This is a genomic window from Microbacterium sp. ZXT2-5 (assembly GCF_055329545.1).
Genome location: NZ_JBUZWD010000001.1, coordinates 146,637 through 164,045, shown reverse-complemented (window position 1 = coordinate 164,045; position 17,409 = coordinate 146,637). Strand labels below are relative to the sequence as shown.

Below are 17,409 nucleotides of genomic sequence, written 5' to 3'. Positions count from 1 at the left end.
ACCACACGAAAGAGAAGAAGCCATGAGCCTCACCGCTGAGAAGACCGCGACCGCGGTCGGACGCGTCGCGCGCGTCACCGGCCCGGTCGTCGACATCGAGTTCCCGCACGACTCGATCCCCGACATCTACAACGCGCTGAAGACCACCATCACGATCGACGGCGAGTCCACCGAGATCACGCTCGAGGTCGCCCAGCACCTCGGCGACGACCTCGTGCGCGCCATCTCCCTGAAGCCGACCGACGGCATGGTCCGCGGCCAGGAGGTGCGCAACACCGGCGGCCCCATCACGGTGCCCGTCGGCGACGTCACCAAGGGCAAGGTGTTCAACGTCACCGGCGACGTCCTCAACGCCGCACCCGGTGAGACCATCGAGGTCACCGAGCGCTGGGGCATCCACCGTCAGGCGCCGTCGTTCGACCAGCTCGAGTCGAAGACCGAGATGTTCGAGACCGGCATCAAGGTCATCGACCTCCTCACCCCGTACGTGCAGGGTGGCAAGATCGGCCTCTTCGGCGGTGCGGGCGTCGGCAAGACCGTCCTCATCCAGGAGATGATCCAGCGCGTCGCGCAGGACCACGGCGGCGTGTCGGTGTTCGCGGGCGTCGGTGAGCGCACCCGTGAGGGCAACGACCTCATCGGCGAGATGGAGGAGGCGGGCGTCTTCGACAAGACCGCCCTCGTGTTCGGCCAGATGGACGAGCCGCCGGGGACCCGTCTGCGCGTGGCCCTCTCGGCCCTGACGATGGCGGAGTACTTCCGCGACGTCCAGAAGCAGGACGTACTGCTCTTCATCGACAACATCTTCCGCTTCACGCAGGCGGGCTCCGAGGTGTCGACGCTGCTCGGCCGCATGCCGTCCGCGGTGGGCTACCAGCCGAACCTGGCCGACGAGATGGGCATCCTGCAGGAGCGCATCACCTCGACGCGCGGCCACTCGATCACCTCGCTGCAGGCGATCTACGTGCCCGCCGACGACTACACCGACCCGGCGCCGGCGACCACGTTCGCCCACCTCGATGCGACCACCGAGCTCTCGCGCGAGATCGCGTCGAAGGGCCTTTACCCCGCGGTCGACCCGCTGTCGTCGACGAGCCGCATCCTCGACCCGCGGTACATCGGTGAGGACCACTACCGCGTGGCCACCGCCGTGAAGCAGATCCTCCAGAAGAACAAGGAGCTGCAGGAGATCATCGCGATCCTCGGTGTCGACGAGCTCTCGGAAGAGGACAAGATCGTCGTCGCCCGCGCGCGCCGCATCCAGCAGTTCCTCTCGCAGAACACCTACATGGCGAAGAAGTTCACCGGTGTCGAGGGGTCGACCGTCCCGATCAAGGAGACCATCGAGTCGTTCGACGCGATCGTCAAGGGCGACTTCGACCACGTCGCCGAGCAGGCCTTCTTCAACGTCGGCGGGATCTCGGACGTCGAAGAGGCGTGGGCTCGCATCCAGAAGGAGAACGGCTGACATGCCGCTCAAGGTGAGCCTGGTCTCCGCCGACGCGGAGGTCTGGTCGGGTGAGGCGTCGCTCGTCGTCGCCAAGACCGTCGAGGGCGAGATCGGCTTCATGACCGGGCACGAGCCGGTGCTCGCGATCCTCGCCGAGGGCCAGGTGCGCATCACCCAGACCTCCGGCACGAAGATCATCGCCAACGCGCAGGACGGCTTCCTGTCGATGGAGGGCGACGATCTGACGATCGTGGCCGGAAACGCCGCCCTGATCTCCTGATCACCCGCTGTACACGCACTCGGCCGGCCCCCGCGGGGGCCGGCCGAGTCGTGTTCCCGCCCCGCCCATCGATCCGCTCCGGAGCACCATGCTGATCCTCCTGCCGCCGTCCGAGACGAAGCGTCCCGGTGGCGCGGGCGCGCGGCTGGACCCGGGCGGGCTGGCGCTCGCGCAGCTCGCCCCGCAGCGCGAGGCCGTCCTCTCCGCCCTCGTCGCCCTGGCTGCCGACGAGGAGGAGTCCGCCCGCGTGCTCAAGCTCGGTCCCCGCCAGCGCGGCGAGGTCGCCGTGAACGCCGCGGTGCGCGACGCGTCGACCATGGCCGCGGTCGACCGCTACACGGGCGTCCTCTTCGACGCGCTGGACGCGGCATCCCTCCCTGCGACGGCTCGTCGCTGGCTGGGTGCCCATGTCCTGATCCACTCCGCGCCGTTGGGCCCGGTGTGGGCGCTCGACCCCATTCCGGCCTACCGGCTCGGCGCCGGCGCGTCCCTGCCCGGCCTTCCTCCGCTGCGGCGCCTCTGGGCCGAGGCGACGACCGCCGCGATCGCCGACCTCGCGCCCCGCTTCGTGCTCGACCTGCGCTCGGAGGCCTACGCCGCCCTCGGCCCGGTGCCGGCCGGCGTCGCGTCGCGGTACGTGCGTGTCGTGAGCGAAGGCGGCGACGGCGCGGTGCGGGCGCTCAATCACTTCAACAAGCACGCCAAAGGCGCTCTCGTGCGACGGCTCGCCCAGGAGCGCCCCCGCATCTCGTCCCCGGCCGCGTTCCTCCGGTGGGCGGAATCATCCGGTCTGCGCGTGCACGAGAGCGGTGAGGGCGAGCTCGAGCTCTTCGCCCCTGCGCCCGGCTCGCCGACCGGTCGCTGAACAGGTCGAGGCCTCAGCGCCGCGTGTGCTGTGCCGTGCGCTCGGTGTTCTCCGCGATCGCGATGAGGGCGACGACCGCCTCGATGACGAACCTGAGCAGGATGATCGAGAGGAACGTCAGCACCGGCACCACGATGATGGTGGCGATCAGCCCCGTGATCCCCGCGCCGACGTTGAGCCACATCACCGAGATCGCGTTGATGATCCCGCCGGCGAAGTACACGATGAACCCGATGCCGATCGCGATGAGACCGACGAAGTAGAACACGCTCGCGAGGCGGCGCGTGATGAAGGTCCGGAACGACAGGTCGAACAGCGCGGAGAAGAACCCGCGGCTGACGTCGCCGGCGTCGCCGCCGACGCGGGGGACACCGGTGTCGTCGGGGTCGGTCGCGCGCGCGGCCTCTGCGGCGGACTGCGGAGGAAGCGGCGGCGGCGTGGGAGCGGACGGGTTCTGGTCTGTCATGACGGTCCTTCGGATCGAGTTCTGCTCAGGCTATCCACCGCCGGGCGGCCGGGCCATCCCCCGGATCGTGGCGTCAATGCTGACAGTTCGCTGAGAGCGTCGATAGCATGTGTCCAGCGGAGCAGGGGCTCCGCGGTCGCGTCGCGTCGCGATGCGACCCGAATCGACTCTCTCGGAGGTCGCTCCACCATGGACTACAACGACGGCGGCGCCGGGGCGCTCCTCGCCTGGCTCATCATCGCCCCCTTCCTCTTCCTGATCGCCATTGCCGGCTACGTCATCGGCTCCTGGTTCCTCATGAAGATCTTCGACAAGGCAGGGGTGCAGGGGCGCTGGCGCGCCTGGGTGCCCGTCTACAACACCCTGATCTTCGTCAAGCTCGGCGACCTCAACCCGTGGTGGCTGCTGATCCTGTGGGGCGGCGGGATCGTGCTCGGCTGGGTGCCGGTGCTCGGCTCGCTCATCGGCCTCGCCGCCTTCCTGTACACGCTCCTCGCCGCGTGGCGCGTGGGGCTGAAGCTGCAGAAGGAAGCCGTCTGGCTCATCCTGTACTTCTTCCTCGCGATCGTCTGGCTGGGCATCAACGCGTTCGACCGCTCGCGCTGGAACACCGCGATCCCGGCCGCGCCCTGGGCGGGGAGCTTCCTCGCCGACAAGACGGTGTGGAGCGGCGTTCCCGCGCAGACCCCGGCGGGCGGCTACCCGGCGAACCCCGCCACAGCACCCGGATACGGCGCCGCCCCGGCGGCGTACGAGCCGCCCGCGGGGTACTCGGCACCTCCGCCCGCGCCGACCGCGTCCGCGGCGCCGCCGGCACCGCCGGCAGGCTACGCGCCGCCGCCCGCAGCTCCGGCCGCGCCGGCCACTCCGCCCGCCGCCGAGCCTGGGGCGACCTCGCCCGCGGCGGAGCCTCCCGCCACGGAGCCGCCGGCCCCGGAGCCGCCGGCTCCCGCGAAGCCGTAGCGACGACCGCTCCGACAGCCCCTCGCCGATCCGGCGAGGGGCTGTCGCGTCTTCCGGCGGGCCGCCGACCCGCGGCTAACGTGGAGGAATGACCTCCACTGTTCCGCTGCGCCGCATGGGCGCGTCCGGTCTCCTCGTCTCCGCCGTCGGACTGGGCTGCAACAACTTCGGCCGCGAGGGGACCCGGACCGAGACCCTCGACGGCACGCGCGCCGTGCTCGACGCCGCGATCGACGCGGGTGTGACCTTCCTCGACACCGCGGACATGTACGGGCGCGAGCCGGGGCTCTCCGAGACGCTGATGGGAGAGGCGCTGAAGGGGCGGCGCGATCGGGTCACGCTCGCGACCAAGTTCGGGCAGACGCGCGACATGGGCTACCCGACGACCGGGTCGAAGGGCTCGCGCTCGTACGTGCGGCGCGCGGTCGAGGCATCCCTCACCCGGCTGCAGACCGACTGGATCGACCTGTACCAGCTGCACGTGCCCGACCCGGCCACCCCCGTCGAAGAGACGCTCGACGCGCTGGGCGACCTCGTGCGCGAGGGCAAGGTGCGCTACATCGGTCACTCGAACTTCGCGGGGTGGCAGGTCGCCGAGGCGCACTTCACCGCGCTCATGCGCCACAGTGTGCCCTTCGTGTCGGCCCAGAACCACTACAGCCTGCTGGCGCGCGGTGCGGAGCTCGACCTGCTGCCGGCGGTCGAGCGGTACGGCGTCGGGTTCCTGCCGTACTTCCCGCTGCACAACGGCCTGCTGACGGGCAAGTTCACGAGGGATGCCGCGCCCGCCGACTCCCGCATCATGCGGCAGCGGCCCCACCTCTACCGGGACGCGCCGTGGGACGCGCTCGAGGCCTTCCAGGCGTTCTGCGACGAGCGGGGCATAACGATGCTGCAGGCGACGTTCGGCTGGCTGCTGGCCCGGCCGGGGCTCTCGAGCGTGATCGCGGGTGCCACCAGCCCGGAGCAGGTGCGCGCGAACGCCGAGGCGGCGACGGCCTGGACGCCGACGGCGGCGGACCTCGAGGCGATCGACGGGATCTTTCCGCCTCCCGCCGCCACCGCCTGAGCCGCCGGGCCGGCGCGCGGATCATTGTAGCGGCGCTCGCCGCGTCCGAGGACCCCCGCGAGTAACCGACTAGTATGTGATGACGCGGAGGCGACGGGCTTCCGCGGCAGCGACGAAGAGGACACGGCGTGCCCGAGGTATCCACCCAGTCGCTCACCGTTCCGGTTCCGGGCGGTGCGCTGGAGCTCGCTTGGGCGGCCGTCACCGACACCGGCCGCCGCCGCGAGGTGAACCAGGACGCCGTGTTCGCGGAGTACCCGCTGTTCGTCGTCGCCGACGGGATGGGCGGGCACGTCGGCGGCGAGATCGCCAGTGCGAGCACGATCGAGCGGCTCCGGGCGGTCGCCGGCAGCGGCAACGTCACGCCCAAGACCATCGAGAAGGCGCTCGCGCGGGCGGTGAAGGACATCGCGTCCCACCCTGAGGCCACGGACGACGGCACGGGCACCACGGTCACGGGTGTCTTCCTCGACACGTCGGGCGACGCGCCGCACTGGGTGACCCTCAACATCGGCGACTCCCGCGTGTACCTCGTGCGCGACGGGGCCATCGTGCAGATCACGACGGACCACTCGGTGGTGCAGGAGCTCGTCGCGGCAGGCCGTCTGAGTCCCGAAGAGGCCGAGAACCACCCGTACGGCAACGTCATCACGCGTGCCGTCGGCCCGAGCGACGGCGTGACGCCGGACTACGTGCGCCTGGACGTCCTGGAGGGCGACCGGTTCGTGATCTGCTCGGATGGGCTGACGAAGGAGCTCACCGACTACGGCATCCGCCACTTCCTCGACGAGAACCCCGATCCGGGTGACGCCGTGATGGCCATGCTCGACGCAGCGCTGGAGAACGGCGGGCGCGACAACATCACGATCGTCGTGCTCGACGTCGGCCGGCCGGCCGCAGGCGGCGCCGACGACGGGGACTCCTCCACAGCGGGGGAGTGACCCCGCCGCATCCACAGATCCGCGCGGGCGTCACGCCGGGCGAGCCCCGCCGCTGTGGACTGGGCGCATGCGCGCGCCCGCTTCTCCGGCCACCGAGGCTCCCCTCGCGATCGACGATGAGCCGCTGACCCTCCCTGCGGCCTGGGCGCCGCCCGCCCGACCGCCGCTCCCCGTCGTCGCCGCCGTCGTCCCGGTCGTGGGCGCCGTCGTGCTGTGGCTCGTGACCGGCTCGGTGTACTCGCTCTGGTTCGCCCTCCTCGGCCCGCTCATCGCCGGGGCGGCCGTCGCCGACGCCCGCCGCGCGGCGCGGCGCGACGGCAGGCGCGCGAGCGCCGAAGCGGCACGCGCACGCGAGGCGGTGTCCTCGGCGGTGGCCGCCCGCCACGAGACCGAGCGCGCCCAGCTGTGGTCCCGGCATCCGGATGCGGCGCGTCTCCTGCGGCGACCCGGCGACGTGTGGCGTTCGGGGCGGATCGCCTCGCTCGTCGTCGGGGAGGGGGAGCGCGCGAGCGCGGTGCGCGTGAGCGGCGGCGACGGCGATCCGGCTGCCGCCCTGCTGCGCCGCCGCGCCGCGCGGGTGGCCGGCGCGCCGATCACCGTGCCGCTCGAGGCCGGCGTCGCCGTCGTCGGCGGCGAGACGGTCGGCGCCGCCGTGCAGCGGGCGCTCGCCCTGCAGCTGTGCCTTGCGCTCGCTCCCGGTGACCTGCGCATCGTCGGCCCCCTCGGCCGCGGCATGGAGTGGGCCGAGACGCTGCCGCACCGCGCCGCGGCCTCCGGATCGGGCCTGGCCATCGTCGGCCCCGGCGAGCTCGTGCCCGCCCACGCCGACATCGTCCTTGCACGGTGTCGTCCGGGCGATCCGCCGCCACCGCGCTGCCAGGCGGTGATCACCGTGACCGCGCCCGCCTCCGCGCGCCTCGAATACGGCGGCGAGGTCGTCACGCTCGCCGTCGAGGCCGTCTCCCGCCTGCAGGCCGAGGAGATCGCCGCCGATCTCACCGCGCGCGCCGAGGCCACGCTCGGGATGACGCGCGAGGACGACGGCCCGATCGCACTGTCGCCGCTGCTCCCCGCGACGCCCGAGGCGATCGGGGGCGGGCTGCCCGCGGTCATCGGAGTGACGGCCGGCGACGCGGCGGTCGTCGATCTCGTCACCGACGGCCCCCACGCCGTCGTCGCCGGCGTCACCGGAGCAGGCAAGAGCGAGCTGCTCATCACGTGGATCCTGGCGCTGTGCGCGACGCGGTCCGCCGACGAGGTCACCTTCCTCCTCGCCGATTTCAAGGGCGGTACGGCGTTCGACGGACTCGCCGGCGTTCCGCACATCACCGGCGTGATCACCGACCTCGACGGCTCGGGCGCGCGGCGCGCCATCGAGAGCCTGCGAGCCGAGCTCCGGCGTCGCGAGGCGGCCATCGCCGCCGCAGGGGCGCGAGACATCGTCGACCCGCGCGTGCGCCTGCCGAGGCTGGTCGTCGTCGTCGACGAGTTCGCCGCGCTGCTCGCGGATCAGCCGGAGCTGCACGGTCTGTTCGCCGACCTCGCCGCGCGCGGCCGGGCGCTCGGGATCCACCTCATCCTCGGCACGCAGCGCGCCGCCGGGGTGATCCGCGACAACCTGCTCGCCAACTGCCCGCTGCGCATCAGCCTGCGCGTGACGGACGCCGCCGACAGCAGGGCCGTGATCGGCACCGACGATGCGGCGAGGCTGCCCGGCGGTGCGGAGAGGCGCGGCACCGCGTACGTGCGCCGTGCCGGCGACGCGGCTCCGCAGCCGGTGCGGGTCGCCCTGTCGGGTGCGCAGGACGTCGCGGCGGCGTCGCTGCGGGGCGGCACCACCGCGCCGTCCAGGCCCTGGCTGCCGGAGCTTCCTCGCGTCGTCGGGCTCGACGAGCTCGCGAGCCGGGCTGCGGCGGATCCGGCGCCGCACGGCGGGGTGCTGCTCGGAATCGCCGACGAGCCCGACCGGCAGCGGCAGCCGGTCGTCACGGTGGCCGCCGGCGATCGGGCGATCCTCGTACTCGGCGGACCGGGGTCCGGCGTCTCGAATGCGCTGGACCTCATCCAGGCGCAGGCGCCGGGCGCCGTCGAGCGCGTGCCCGCGGGGCTGGAGGGGATGTGGGATGCCGTGGCCAGACTGTCCGAGGAGCCTCCGGCGCCGGGGACGATCGTGCTCCTGGACGACCTCGACGCGGTGGCGCTGCGCTTCCCTCCCGAGCATGCGCAGGCCGTCCTCGAGCGGGTGGAGCTCTTCGTGCGGCGATCCGGCGACAGCGGTGTGCTCGTCGTCGCCGGCGCCCACCGCGTGACGGGCGCCGTGTCCAGGATCGCCGAGCTGTTTCCGCGCCGCATCGTGCTTCCCTATGCGACGCGCATCGACCACGCCGCCGCGGGAGGCGACCCCGCGGCCCACGACCCTTCCGCGCCGGCCGGCCGCGGACGCCTCGACGGGCGCCCGGTGCAGCTGGCGCTCGCACCGGCGGCGCCGGTGACGCCCGCCGCTGCCGACGCGACGTGGACGCCGGAGGGCCGGCTGACAGGTCTCGTGGCCCGCAGGTCGCCGGCCGGGCGCCGGGCGCTGGCCGCGTGGGAGCAGCGCGGCGTGACGGTCCTCGGCCTCGAGGAGTATGCCGCCGCGCCCGCGCGCGTGGCGGACGGGCCCGTCGTGGTGGCGGGGGAGCCGGACGACTGGCAGCGGCACTGGCGACTGCTCGCGGACGTCCGCGGAGACCACGAGCTGGTGGTCGACACGTCCTGCGCCGCCGAGCTGCGCGTGCTGGCCGGCTTCCGCGGCGTGCCCCCGTACTGCGAGCCGGGGCGGGCGCGGGCGTGGCTCATCGTCGCGGGCGCGGATCCCGTCCGCATCGTGCTGCCCGCCGCAGACGTCCCGCCGAACCGTCAGAGCGCGCCATGGACCGGCGCCCGCCGGGCGTAGCCCGCCGGCCTCGGATGCCACGCACGATCCCCGCACGCACGATCCCCGGGCGCGTCGGCGACCCGGGGATCCTTCGCCCGCAGGCGCGTCAGACGAGCACGCCCTCCAGGGGTGCGACCTCGAAGCCGTGCGCGGTCGCAACGCCGGCGTTGGCGACCCGCCCGCCGTGGGTGTTGAGACCGGCCGCGAGGGCGGCATCCGCTCGCAGCGCCTCCGTCCAGCCGCGTCGGGCGATCTGGCGGATGTAGGGGAGCGTCGCGTTGGTGAGCGCGGACGTCGAGGTGTTCGGCACGGCGCCGGGCATGTTGGCCACGCAGTAGAAGATGCTGCCGTGCACCGGGAAGGTCGGGTCGGCGTGGGTGGTCGGGTGCGTGTCCTCGAAGCAGCCGCCCTGGTCGACCGCGATGTCCACCAGTACCGAACCCGGTCGCATGCGGGCGACCATGTCGTTCGTCACGAGCTTGGGCGCCTTCGCGCCGGGGATCAGCACCGAGCCGATGACGAGATCCGAGGCAGCGACCGCGCGGTCCAGGTCGAGGGGATTGGAGGCGGCGGTCTTCACCCGGCCCTGGAAGTGGTCGTCGAGATAGCGCAGGCGCTGCACGTTGGTGTCGAAGACGGTGACGTCCGCACCCATGCCGACCGCGATCACCGCGGCGTTCGCGCCGGCGACGCCGCCGCCGATCACCGTCACGGTCGCGGGACGCGTGCCGGGCACCCCCGACATCAGCAGGCCGAGGCCCCCCGCCGAGCGCATGAGCGTGTTGGCGCCGACCATGGGAGCCAGCCGGCCGGCGACCTCGCTCATCGGGGCGAGGAGGGGAAGCCCGCCGCCGGGAAGCTGCACGGTCTCGTAGGCGATCGCCGTGACGCGGTCGGCCACGAGGCGCTCGGTCAGCGGGCGGTCGGCGGCCAGGTGCAGGTACGTGAAGAGCACGAGGTCGTCGCGGAAGTAGCCGTACTCACCGGCGATCGGCTCCTTGACCTTCAGCAGCAGCTCCGCGCGGGCCCACACCTCCGCGGCGTCGTCGAGCATCTCCGCGCCGGCGGCCTCGTACTCGGCGTCGGGCATCGACGAGCCCTCGCCCGCGCCGCGCTGCACGAAGACCTCATGGCCTGCCGCCACCAGGTCGTGCACGCCCGCGGGGGTGAGGGCGACCCGGTACTCGTTGTTCTTCACCTCGGTGGGGACGCTGATCCTCATCGCGTCATCCTTTCCGCTCCGCCGTTGGAGCGCTCGGGCTCCTCGTGGGAGCGCCTCTAGAAGGCGGGGCGGATGGCCCCGACATCCTGTCCGCCGCCGGTGACGGTCAGCGGAAGCTTCGACATCGCGTCGGCGACGTCGGCCGACGCGAGTGCGCCGTGCCGCTCGAGCAGCCGCAGCGCGACCGCGGTGGCGGCGCGGCCGCTGCCGTCGAGCATCTTCAGCGCGACGGTGGTGCCGTCGGGGGCGACCATGACCATGACGCCCTCCGCACCACCCTTCGCGAAGACGCCGAGTCGCTCGATCACGATCGTGTCGGGGCGGCCGGGGCCGTCGATCGTCCACGGCGCCGCGCGCACGGCCTCGACGAGCGCGCCGGCGCTGCGGTGCAGGGCGAACGGGGAGGTGGTCGACGAGTTGCCGATGCGGTGGATCGCCCGCGCGAGCCCGAACAGCGTCATGGCGTACACGGGGGCGCCGCACCCGTCGACGGCGACCGCTGCGGCCTTCTCGCCGATGAGCCGCTCGATCGTGTCGCGGATGAGCTGCTGCACCGGGTGGGCGGGCGACAGATACCCCTCGGGATCCCACCCGTTGACGACGCTCGTGAGGAGCATCGTGGCGTGCTTGCCCGAGCAGTTCATGCGCACCCGTTGCGGCCGGCCGAGCTCCCGCACGAGCTCGTCGCGCGTGGCCGTGTCGCCGGGCCACGCCGCAGGGCAGCCGAGGGCGTCTTCGCTCAGCTCGGCGGCGGCGAGGATCTCACGCACCACCGCGACATGGCGGTCCGTTCCGGAGTGGCTCGCCGTGGCGAGGCCGAGCCGGTCACCCTCGAGCGGGGCGCCCGCCGACAGGCACGCGAGAGCCTGGAGCGGCTTCAGGCTCGATCGCGGCAGCACGAGGGACGACGGATCGCCGAGCTTCTCGGCGATCGCGCCGTCGGCGCGGAGGACGACGGCGATCCCGGCGTGGCGTGATTCGATGAAACCGCTGCGATCGACGACGGCGAGCTCGACGGCGTCGGCTGCGGCGAAGGTCTGCGGCACCCCGCCAGCCTACCGTCGCGCCCGCGATGGTCCTGCATGACAGACTGTGCTCATGTGGGGCGAGCATCGATACTCCGTCCGGACCACCTGGACGGGTGATCGAGGCACCGGAACCTCCGGGTACCGCGACTACGACCGGTCCGTCACGCTCGAGATCGACGGCAAGCCGGCCATCGGCGCCTCCGCCGACAAGCCGTTCCGCGGCGACCCTGCCCGCTGGAACCCCGAGGACCTGCTCCTCGCGGCTCTCAGCGAGTGCCACCTCCTGTCGTACCTGCACGCGTGCGTGAAGGCGGGCGTCGTGGTCGTCGGCTACGAGGACGAGGCATCCGGTCTCATGGTGGAGGACGGGCGCGGCGGCGGCGCGTTCCGCGAGGTCGTGCTCCGCCCGCGCGTGACCGTCGCGGACGCCGCGATGACGGATGCCGCGACCGCCGCGCACGCACAGGCGAACGAGTGGTGCTTCATCGCGAACTCGGTCAACTTCCCGGTGCGGCACGAGCCCACCGTGGTCGTCGCCGACGCGGGCTGATCCGGCCCGCCGACCCGAACCGGCCGGCCGGCGAAGGGTCAGCGCCGCTCGTGGGGGAGGACCTGGCGGATGCGCTCGATCGGGTTCTGGGCCGGAACCTCGTTGTAGGCGTGGGCGAGCTCCTGACCGGAGAGCGCGTGGATGGCGGCCATGATCTCGTCGGTGGCGAGGCGTCGCGCCCGCCCCGACGACGCGGGACCGTGGTGCGAGAGGTCGAGCGGCTCGCCGAACCTCACCGTCACGCGGTGCTTCATCGAGGGCTTCTTCGCGCCGACGGGCATCACCTTGTCGGTCCCGATGAGTCCCACCGGCACGACGGGCGCTCCGGTCTGCAGGGCGAGGAAGGCCACGCCGGTGCGTCCCTTGTACAGGCGCCCGTCGAGCGAGCGCGTCCCCTCGGGGTACAGCGCGACCGCGCTGCCCTCCTCGAGCAGGGCCCGCTGCTGGTCGAGGGCGTCCAGGGCGGCCTGCCCCGCACCGCGCTGCACCGGGATGGCGCCGATCGCGGTGAAGAACCAGCGGGACGCCGGCTTCTCGAAGTAGCTCGCCTTGGCGAGGAAGTGCACGGGCCGCGGGGCGGCGACGGGGATCGCCACGGAGTCGATGAACGACAGGTGGTTGCTCGCGAAGATCACCGGACCGGTCCTCGGGACGTTCCCCTTGCCCTCGACACGCGGGCGGTAGGCGAGGCGGGCGAGCGGCGTGATGATGGATCGGCCCAGCGCGTACGTCGATCCCATCCGGACGGCGCCCGGTGCGGAGTCCTGCGCTTCTGCCGTCTCGTCGGCCCTGTCGTCTGTGCCTGGTACGAGGTCGGAAGTCACCCGTAGAGGGTACTCCCCGTCGCATTCCGGCGTCGGCATGACCGGTTCTCAGCGCGATCCGAGAAAAGATGCGAAAGGATGGAGGCTCCCCTTACATCGACTCGAGGTCTCTCCGTGCGCATTCGTCCGCTCGCCGCCCTGTCCGCCGCCGCGCTGTCGGCACTCGTGCTCGCCGGTTGCTCGGGCTCGGGGGATCCCGACACCACCCCGTCGCCGTCGTCGAGCGCCGACTCCACGTGCCTCCTCGATGCGCAGTCGGGAGCCGACTCGGACGCGATCGAGGTCACCGGCTCCGGCGCCGACCTCGCCGCCACCGTGCCGGACTCGCTGGCCTTCGAGGACATCGAGCGCACCATCGTGACCGAGGGCTCGGACGACGACCTCGCGGCCGGCGAGCTCGTCAGTGGCTTCTACTCGGTGTACGACGGCTCGACCGGCGAGCTGCTGCAGGACTCCTCCGACTCGTCGCCCGACGACTCCGGCGAGGTCCCGATCCTCCTGGACCCGCAGAACTACTCGCTGTTCGTCGCCGCTCTCGAATGCGCTCCGCTCGGGTCGACGGTCGCGATGTCCATTCCCGGCAGCGCCTTCGGCGAGGGTGCCTCGCCTGTGGTGATCGTCGCCGAGACCACCCAGCTCATTCCGACGACCGCCGGCGGCGAGGAGCAGGAGCCTGCCGACGGCTTCCCGACCGTGGAGTTCTCCGAAGAGGGCGCCCCGACCGTCACCATCCCCGACACGGAGCCGCCCGCCGAGGTGCAGCTGGACGAGCTGAAGACCGGCGACGGCCCGGTCGTGGAGCCCGGCGACACCGTCTTCGTGCAGTACAGCGGTGCGAAGTGGTCGGACGGCACGGTCTTCGACTCGAGCTGGGAGCGCGGACAGCCTGCCGCCTTCGCGACGACCGGCGTCGTCGAGGGATTCCAGCAGGCGCTGGAGGGTCAGGCCGTCGGCTCGCAGGTGCTCGTGGTCATCCCGCCGGCCTTCGGCTACGGCGAGGGCGAGATCAACGACGCCGACCTCACCGGCGAGACCTTGGTTTTCGTCATCGACATCCTGGGCGTCCAGCGCGCAGCCCAGCAGTAGACGCCGGCCGCGTCCGGCCGGTCGATAGGCTGGCCGGATGCGGCGCGTCCTCATCCTCGGCTCGACCGGCTCCATCGGCACGCAGGCCCTCGACGTCGTGCGGGCCAACCCGCGGCGATTCGAGGTGGTCGGTCTCGCAGCCGGTTCCGACAGGACCGCTCTGTCCGCCCAGGCCGACGAGTTCCACGTCGAGCACACCGCGCTGGGCGCCGCCGAGGCGGAGCAGCTCGTCCGCGACGTGGAAGCGGACGTGGTGCTCAACGGCATCACCGGCTCGGTCGGCCTCGGTCCCACGCTCGCGGCGCTCGAGACGGGACGCACCCTGGCTCTGGCCAACAAGGAGTCCCTCATCGTCGGCGGCGACCTCGTCACCGCCCTCGCCCGGCCGGGGCAGATCGTCCCCGTCGACTCCGAGCACTCCGCGATCGCGCAGGCGCTGCGCTGCGGCGAGCCCGAGGAGGTGCGTCGGCTCGTGCTGACGGCATCCGGCGGCCCTTTCCGAGGTCGCAGCCGCGCGTCCCTTGAGAGCGTGACGCCGGCGGAGGCACTCGCCCACCCCACGTGGGACATGGGACGCGTCGTGACGACGAACTCGGCCACGCTCGTGAACAAGGGCCTCGAGGTCATCGAGGCGCATCTGCTGTTCGGCATCCCGTACGCCCAGATCGACGTGGTGGTCCACCCGCAGTCGATCGTCCACTCCATGGTCGAGTTCATCGACGGCTCCACGATCGCCCAGGCATCCCCGCCCGACATGAGGCTGCCCATCTCGCTCGGTCTGGACTGGCCCCACCGCGTCGCGGGGGTCGGGCGCCCGCTGGACTGGACGGCGGCGGCCTCGTGGACGTTCGAGCCGCTCGACGACGACGCCTTCCCCGCCGTCCGCCTCGCGAAGCAGGTGGGTCGCGCCGGCGGCACCTACCCGGCGGTCTTCAACGCCGCGAACGAGCAGGCGGTCGACGCCTTCCACGAGGGCCGGCTCGCCTTCCTGGCCATCGTCGACACCGTGGCGCGCGTGGTCGACGCGCACGAGGCCCCCGACGCCCTCACCCGCGACTCGCTCTCCGACGCCGAGGCGTGGGCCCGCCGCACCGCCGACGAGGCGATCGCCGCGGCATCCTGACCCTGTCGCCGCCCGGCACTCCGCCGCACCGGGTCGTGCGCTCGCCCCCCGTGGGGCGGGAGAGGGGTCAGGCTGTGGGGAAAGCCGGACGGAGGGGATCGGATGCCGGCGTCTCGGCGTCCGGGTACGGCACCGGCCAGTGCGGCTCGGGCACCGGCCAGCCGGCGTCGCGGAGGGCTCGGCGGGCCAGCTCCCGCGCCGAGTACGGGGTGCGGACGCCGCGGATGTCGCGGTAGTCCTGGTGGCCGGGACCGGCCCACAGGATCGCGTCCCGGTCGCCGACGAGCGCGACGGCTTCGATGATCGCGCGCTCCGGGGGCGAGTACTCGTGGATCTCTGCATCCGGGCGGGCGCGGCGCGCGCCCTCGATGAGGGTGGCGCGGATCGAGTCGGGGTCCTCGTGACGGGGGTGGTGGTCGGTGATCACGAGGATGTCGCTGCCCTCGACGCCGGTGCGGCCCATGTCATGGCGCTTGGTGGCGTCGCGGTCGCCGTCGGCGCCGAAGAGCATGACGACCTTGCCCGGCGTCACGCGCCGCACCGCTGCGAGGGTCTTCTCGAACGCGTCGGGGGAGTGGCCGAAGTCCACGTAGACGGCCGGACCCGTCTCGCCCGAGACGAGCTCGGTGCGGCCGGGGAGATAGGCCTCGATGCGCCCGCCGTCCAGAGCGGCGACGAGACGCTCCCAGGCGTAGCCGCCCTCGAGGATCATCACGATGGCGAGGCCGGCGTTGGCGGCCATATGGCGTCCGATCACCGGGACGAGCGTCGTCAGCGTGCGCCCGTCGCGCGCGGTCAGGCGGAACTCGGTGCCCACCGGGCGCTCGTCGAGGATCTCGACCACCCAGTCGGCGGCGGCCGCGGTCGCCGCGTCGGACGCCAGGTCCGGGGTGCCGACGGTCACCGTCGGCACCTCGCTGCGGGCGACGACCTCCGCGCCCGGCTCGGAGTCGATGCACACGACGGCGCGGCGCGCGCGGTCGGGGCGGAACAGCGGCAGCTTCGCCTCGAAGTACTCGCGCATGTCGGCGTAGTCGTCGAGGTGATCGTGGGTGAGGTTCGTGAAGCCCGCGACGTCGAACATGATCCCGTCCACGCGGCGCCGGCTCAGCGCCTGGGCGCTCACCTCGACGGCCACGGCCTCGACGCCGCGCTCGCGCATGAGCGCCAGGAGCGCGTGCATCTCGTACGCCTCGGGGGTGGTCAGGCGCGACACGACGACCTGTCCTGCGATGTGACGCTCGGCCGTCGACGACAGGCCGGTGGTGACGCCCAGCTGGCCGAGGATGCCCTCGAGCAGGTGCGACACGCTCGTCTTGCCGTTGGTGCCCGTCGTGCCGAACAGCGTCGGCAGCCGGTCGTCGCGGCCGGTGCGGTACACCCACGCCGACAGCTCGCCGAGCAGCGCACGCGGGTCCTCGACCACGATCACGGGCAGGCCGCTCGACGCGGCGTCGTCGGCGCCGGCGGCATCCGTCACGACCGCGACGGCGCCCCTCTCGGCGGCCGCCGCGGCGAACTCGGCACCGTGACGGTTGACGCCCTGCACGGCGACGAACACGTCGCCGGGGCGGAGGTCGGCCGTCGCGAGGGTGATGCCCGTGAGCGTCACGCCGTCGGCGTCGCCGCGCACCTCGGTGCCCAGGAGCGCCGCGAGGTCGGCGAGGGAATGGGTCGGCGGCGCGTCGGGGCGGAGTACCGGGGGCAGGTTGGAGGGCGCGTCGGTCGGCATGGCGCATCCATCTTCGCACGGCGCCCCGCGGCCGGCCTCCGCACGCGACCCCGGGCGCGAGGCGGGGGCGGGGTGGGGGCGCGCCCGCCTTGCGGCGGACGCGCCCGGCGCGGTCACGACCGGCGGCGGCGCACCAGCACGACGGTGAGCGCGGCGAGTCCCGCGGCCAGTCCGCCGGCTGCCAGCCAGCGGGCGGCCGGGTCGGCGGAGGTGCCGGATGCCGCGGCATCCGCGTCGGCCGCCGTCTCATGCGCGACGTGCTCGTCGCCGTCGCCGTCGGCGGTCGCGGTTCCCGAGGTGTGTCCGTCACCGGCGTCTGCGGCATCCGTCACCATCACCAGCGGCGCGGGCGCGTCGAGGTCGTGCGGGTCCTCGCCGTCCTCGGCCAGCTGCGACCACGCGGTCTCGCCGACCACGCACGTCTGGGTCACCGGGAAGGCGAGCGTCGTGCCGGCGGCGTCCTCGGCGAACAGGACGTCCATCGAGACGGCGGCCTTGAGCCCGTCCTCGACGGGGCTGTCGCTCGTGAACACGACGTGCGTCGGCACGCCGTCGGCGCCCGGCTCGCGCGAGATGGTCCAGCCGCCCTGCACGATCGGCGTGGCGTTGGCGACCCCGTCGGGGATGCCGATCGAGAGCGCGGTCGTGGCAGAGCCGTCGCAGCCGTGGCTGAACGAGAACGCGAGGGTCCGGGTTCCGCCGGCAGGGGCGGCATCGGGGGACACGTGCACGTGGGCTGCGGCCGCCAGCGGCGCCCCGACGACCAGGGCGAGGCCGGCCGCGAGGCCCAGGGCGGCGGTGCGGGTGCGGGTGCGGGGAGGGCGGGAGGTGTTGTCCATGTCGTTTCTTTCGTCTTTCGTCTCTCGTGTCGTCGGGCGCGCCGATCGACGCGT

16 protein-coding genes are annotated in these 17,409 nt (G+C 73.0%); 10 read left to right on the top strand and 6 right to left on the bottom strand.

Annotated features, from left to right (window positions below; all coding sequences use genetic code 11):
- The first annotated feature begins 22 nt into the window (after positions 1–22).
- From atpD to ACZBH1_RS00750, 3 genes are all read left to right on the top strand, one after another.
- Positions 23–1,468, top strand: a complete 1,446-nt coding sequence (atpD, locus tag ACZBH1_RS00760) for a F0F1 ATP synthase subunit beta (protein WP_336398577.1) — start codon at positions 23–25, stop codon at positions 1,466–1,468.
- 1 nt (position 1,469) lies between these two features.
- The gene (locus tag ACZBH1_RS00755; RefSeq protein ID WP_194397897.1) at positions 1,470–1,730 is read left to right on the top strand and encodes a F0F1 ATP synthase subunit epsilon; all 261 of its coding nucleotides are present in this window, start codon (positions 1,470–1,472) and stop codon (positions 1,728–1,730) included.
- A gap of 88 nt (positions 1,731–1,818) precedes the next feature.
- Entirely contained in the window at positions 1,819–2,595 is a 777-nt protein-coding gene (locus tag ACZBH1_RS00750) for a YaaA family protein (RefSeq protein WP_463645201.1), read from the top strand.
- Between the two features lie 13 nt (positions 2,596–2,608).
- Here ACZBH1_RS00750 and ACZBH1_RS00745 read toward each other — a convergent pair whose 3' ends face one another.
- Positions 2,609–3,061, bottom strand: coding sequence for a DUF4282 domain-containing protein (locus tag ACZBH1_RS00745; RefSeq protein ID WP_463645200.1), 453 nt, complete (start codon positions 3,059–3,061; stop codon positions 2,609–2,611).
- 189 nt (positions 3,062–3,250) lie between these two features.
- Here ACZBH1_RS00745 and ACZBH1_RS00740 point away from each other — a divergent pair, with 189 nt between their 5' ends.
- From ACZBH1_RS00740 to ACZBH1_RS00725, 4 genes are all read left to right on the top strand, one after another.
- The gene (locus ACZBH1_RS00740; protein ID WP_463645199.1) at positions 3,251–4,024 is read left to right on the top strand and encodes a large exoprotein; all 774 of its coding nucleotides are present in this window, start codon (positions 3,251–3,253) and stop codon (positions 4,022–4,024) included.
- An 88-nt stretch (positions 4,025–4,112) separates the two neighbouring features.
- Positions 4,113–5,093: an aldo/keto reductase gene (locus ACZBH1_RS00735; protein ID WP_378882768.1), complete on the top strand. Its 981-nt coding sequence runs from the start codon at positions 4,113–4,115 to the stop codon at positions 5,091–5,093.
- A gap of 128 nt (positions 5,094–5,221) precedes the next feature.
- Positions 5,222–6,034 carry a PP2C family protein-serine/threonine phosphatase gene (locus tag ACZBH1_RS00730; protein WP_378882771.1) on the top strand — a complete coding sequence of 271 codons (813 nt, stop codon included), beginning with the start codon at positions 5,222–5,224 and terminating at the stop codon, positions 6,032–6,034.
- A 67-nt stretch (positions 6,035–6,101) separates the two neighbouring features.
- Positions 6,102–8,969: an FtsK/SpoIIIE domain-containing protein gene (locus ACZBH1_RS00725; protein WP_463645198.1), complete on the top strand. Its 2,868-nt coding sequence runs from the start codon at positions 6,102–6,104 to the stop codon at positions 8,967–8,969.
- Between the two features lie 88 nt (positions 8,970–9,057).
- Here ACZBH1_RS00725 and ald read toward each other — a convergent pair whose 3' ends face one another.
- Together ald and ACZBH1_RS00715 are read right to left on the bottom strand one after the other, a co-directional pair.
- Positions 9,058–10,173 (bottom strand): alanine dehydrogenase, encoded by a 1,116-nt coding sequence (gene ald, locus ACZBH1_RS00720; protein ID WP_378882777.1) that lies wholly within the window; start codon positions 10,171–10,173, stop codon positions 9,058–9,060.
- A gap of 56 nt (positions 10,174–10,229) precedes the next feature.
- Positions 10,230–11,219 (bottom strand): asparaginase, encoded by a 990-nt coding sequence (locus ACZBH1_RS00715; RefSeq protein WP_463645197.1) that lies wholly within the window; start codon positions 11,217–11,219, stop codon positions 10,230–10,232.
- A gap of 52 nt (positions 11,220–11,271) precedes the next feature.
- On the opposite strand from ACZBH1_RS00715, the gene ACZBH1_RS00710 reads away from it, so the two are divergent.
- Entirely contained in the window at positions 11,272–11,751 is a 480-nt protein-coding gene (locus ACZBH1_RS00710; protein ID WP_452324906.1) for an OsmC family protein, read from the top strand.
- A gap of 38 nt (positions 11,752–11,789) precedes the next feature.
- Here the strand turns inward: ACZBH1_RS00710 and ACZBH1_RS00705 are convergent, their stop codons facing one another.
- Positions 11,790–12,614, bottom strand: a complete 825-nt coding sequence (locus ACZBH1_RS00705) for a lysophospholipid acyltransferase family protein (protein WP_378882783.1) — start codon at positions 12,612–12,614, stop codon at positions 11,790–11,792.
- Between the two features lie 75 nt (positions 12,615–12,689).
- Between ACZBH1_RS00705 and ACZBH1_RS00700 the strand changes: the two genes are divergently transcribed.
- Together ACZBH1_RS00700 and dxr are read left to right on the top strand one after the other, a co-directional pair.
- Positions 12,690–13,661, top strand: coding sequence for an FKBP-type peptidyl-prolyl cis-trans isomerase (locus ACZBH1_RS00700; protein ID WP_336398587.1), 972 nt, complete (start codon positions 12,690–12,692; stop codon positions 13,659–13,661).
- Positions 13,662–13,698: 37 nt separating this feature from the next.
- Positions 13,699–14,784 carry a 1-deoxy-D-xylulose-5-phosphate reductoisomerase gene (dxr, locus tag ACZBH1_RS00695; protein WP_463645196.1) on the top strand — a complete coding sequence of 362 codons (1,086 nt, stop codon included), beginning with the start codon at positions 13,699–13,701 and terminating at the stop codon, positions 14,782–14,784.
- Between the two features lie 67 nt (positions 14,785–14,851).
- On the opposite strand, the gene ACZBH1_RS00690 is transcribed toward dxr, so the two are convergent.
- Together ACZBH1_RS00690 and ACZBH1_RS00685 are read right to left on the bottom strand one after the other, a co-directional pair.
- Complete coding sequence (locus ACZBH1_RS00690) at positions 14,852–16,516, bottom strand: Mur ligase family protein (protein WP_463645195.1); 1,665 nt, start codon at positions 16,514–16,516, stop codon at positions 14,852–14,854.
- 113 nt (positions 16,517–16,629) lie between these two features.
- Positions 16,630–17,355, bottom strand: coding sequence for a DUF1775 domain-containing protein (locus tag ACZBH1_RS00685; RefSeq protein ID WP_463645194.1), 726 nt, complete (start codon positions 17,353–17,355; stop codon positions 16,630–16,632).
- Between the last annotated feature and the right edge of the window lie 54 nt (positions 17,356–17,409).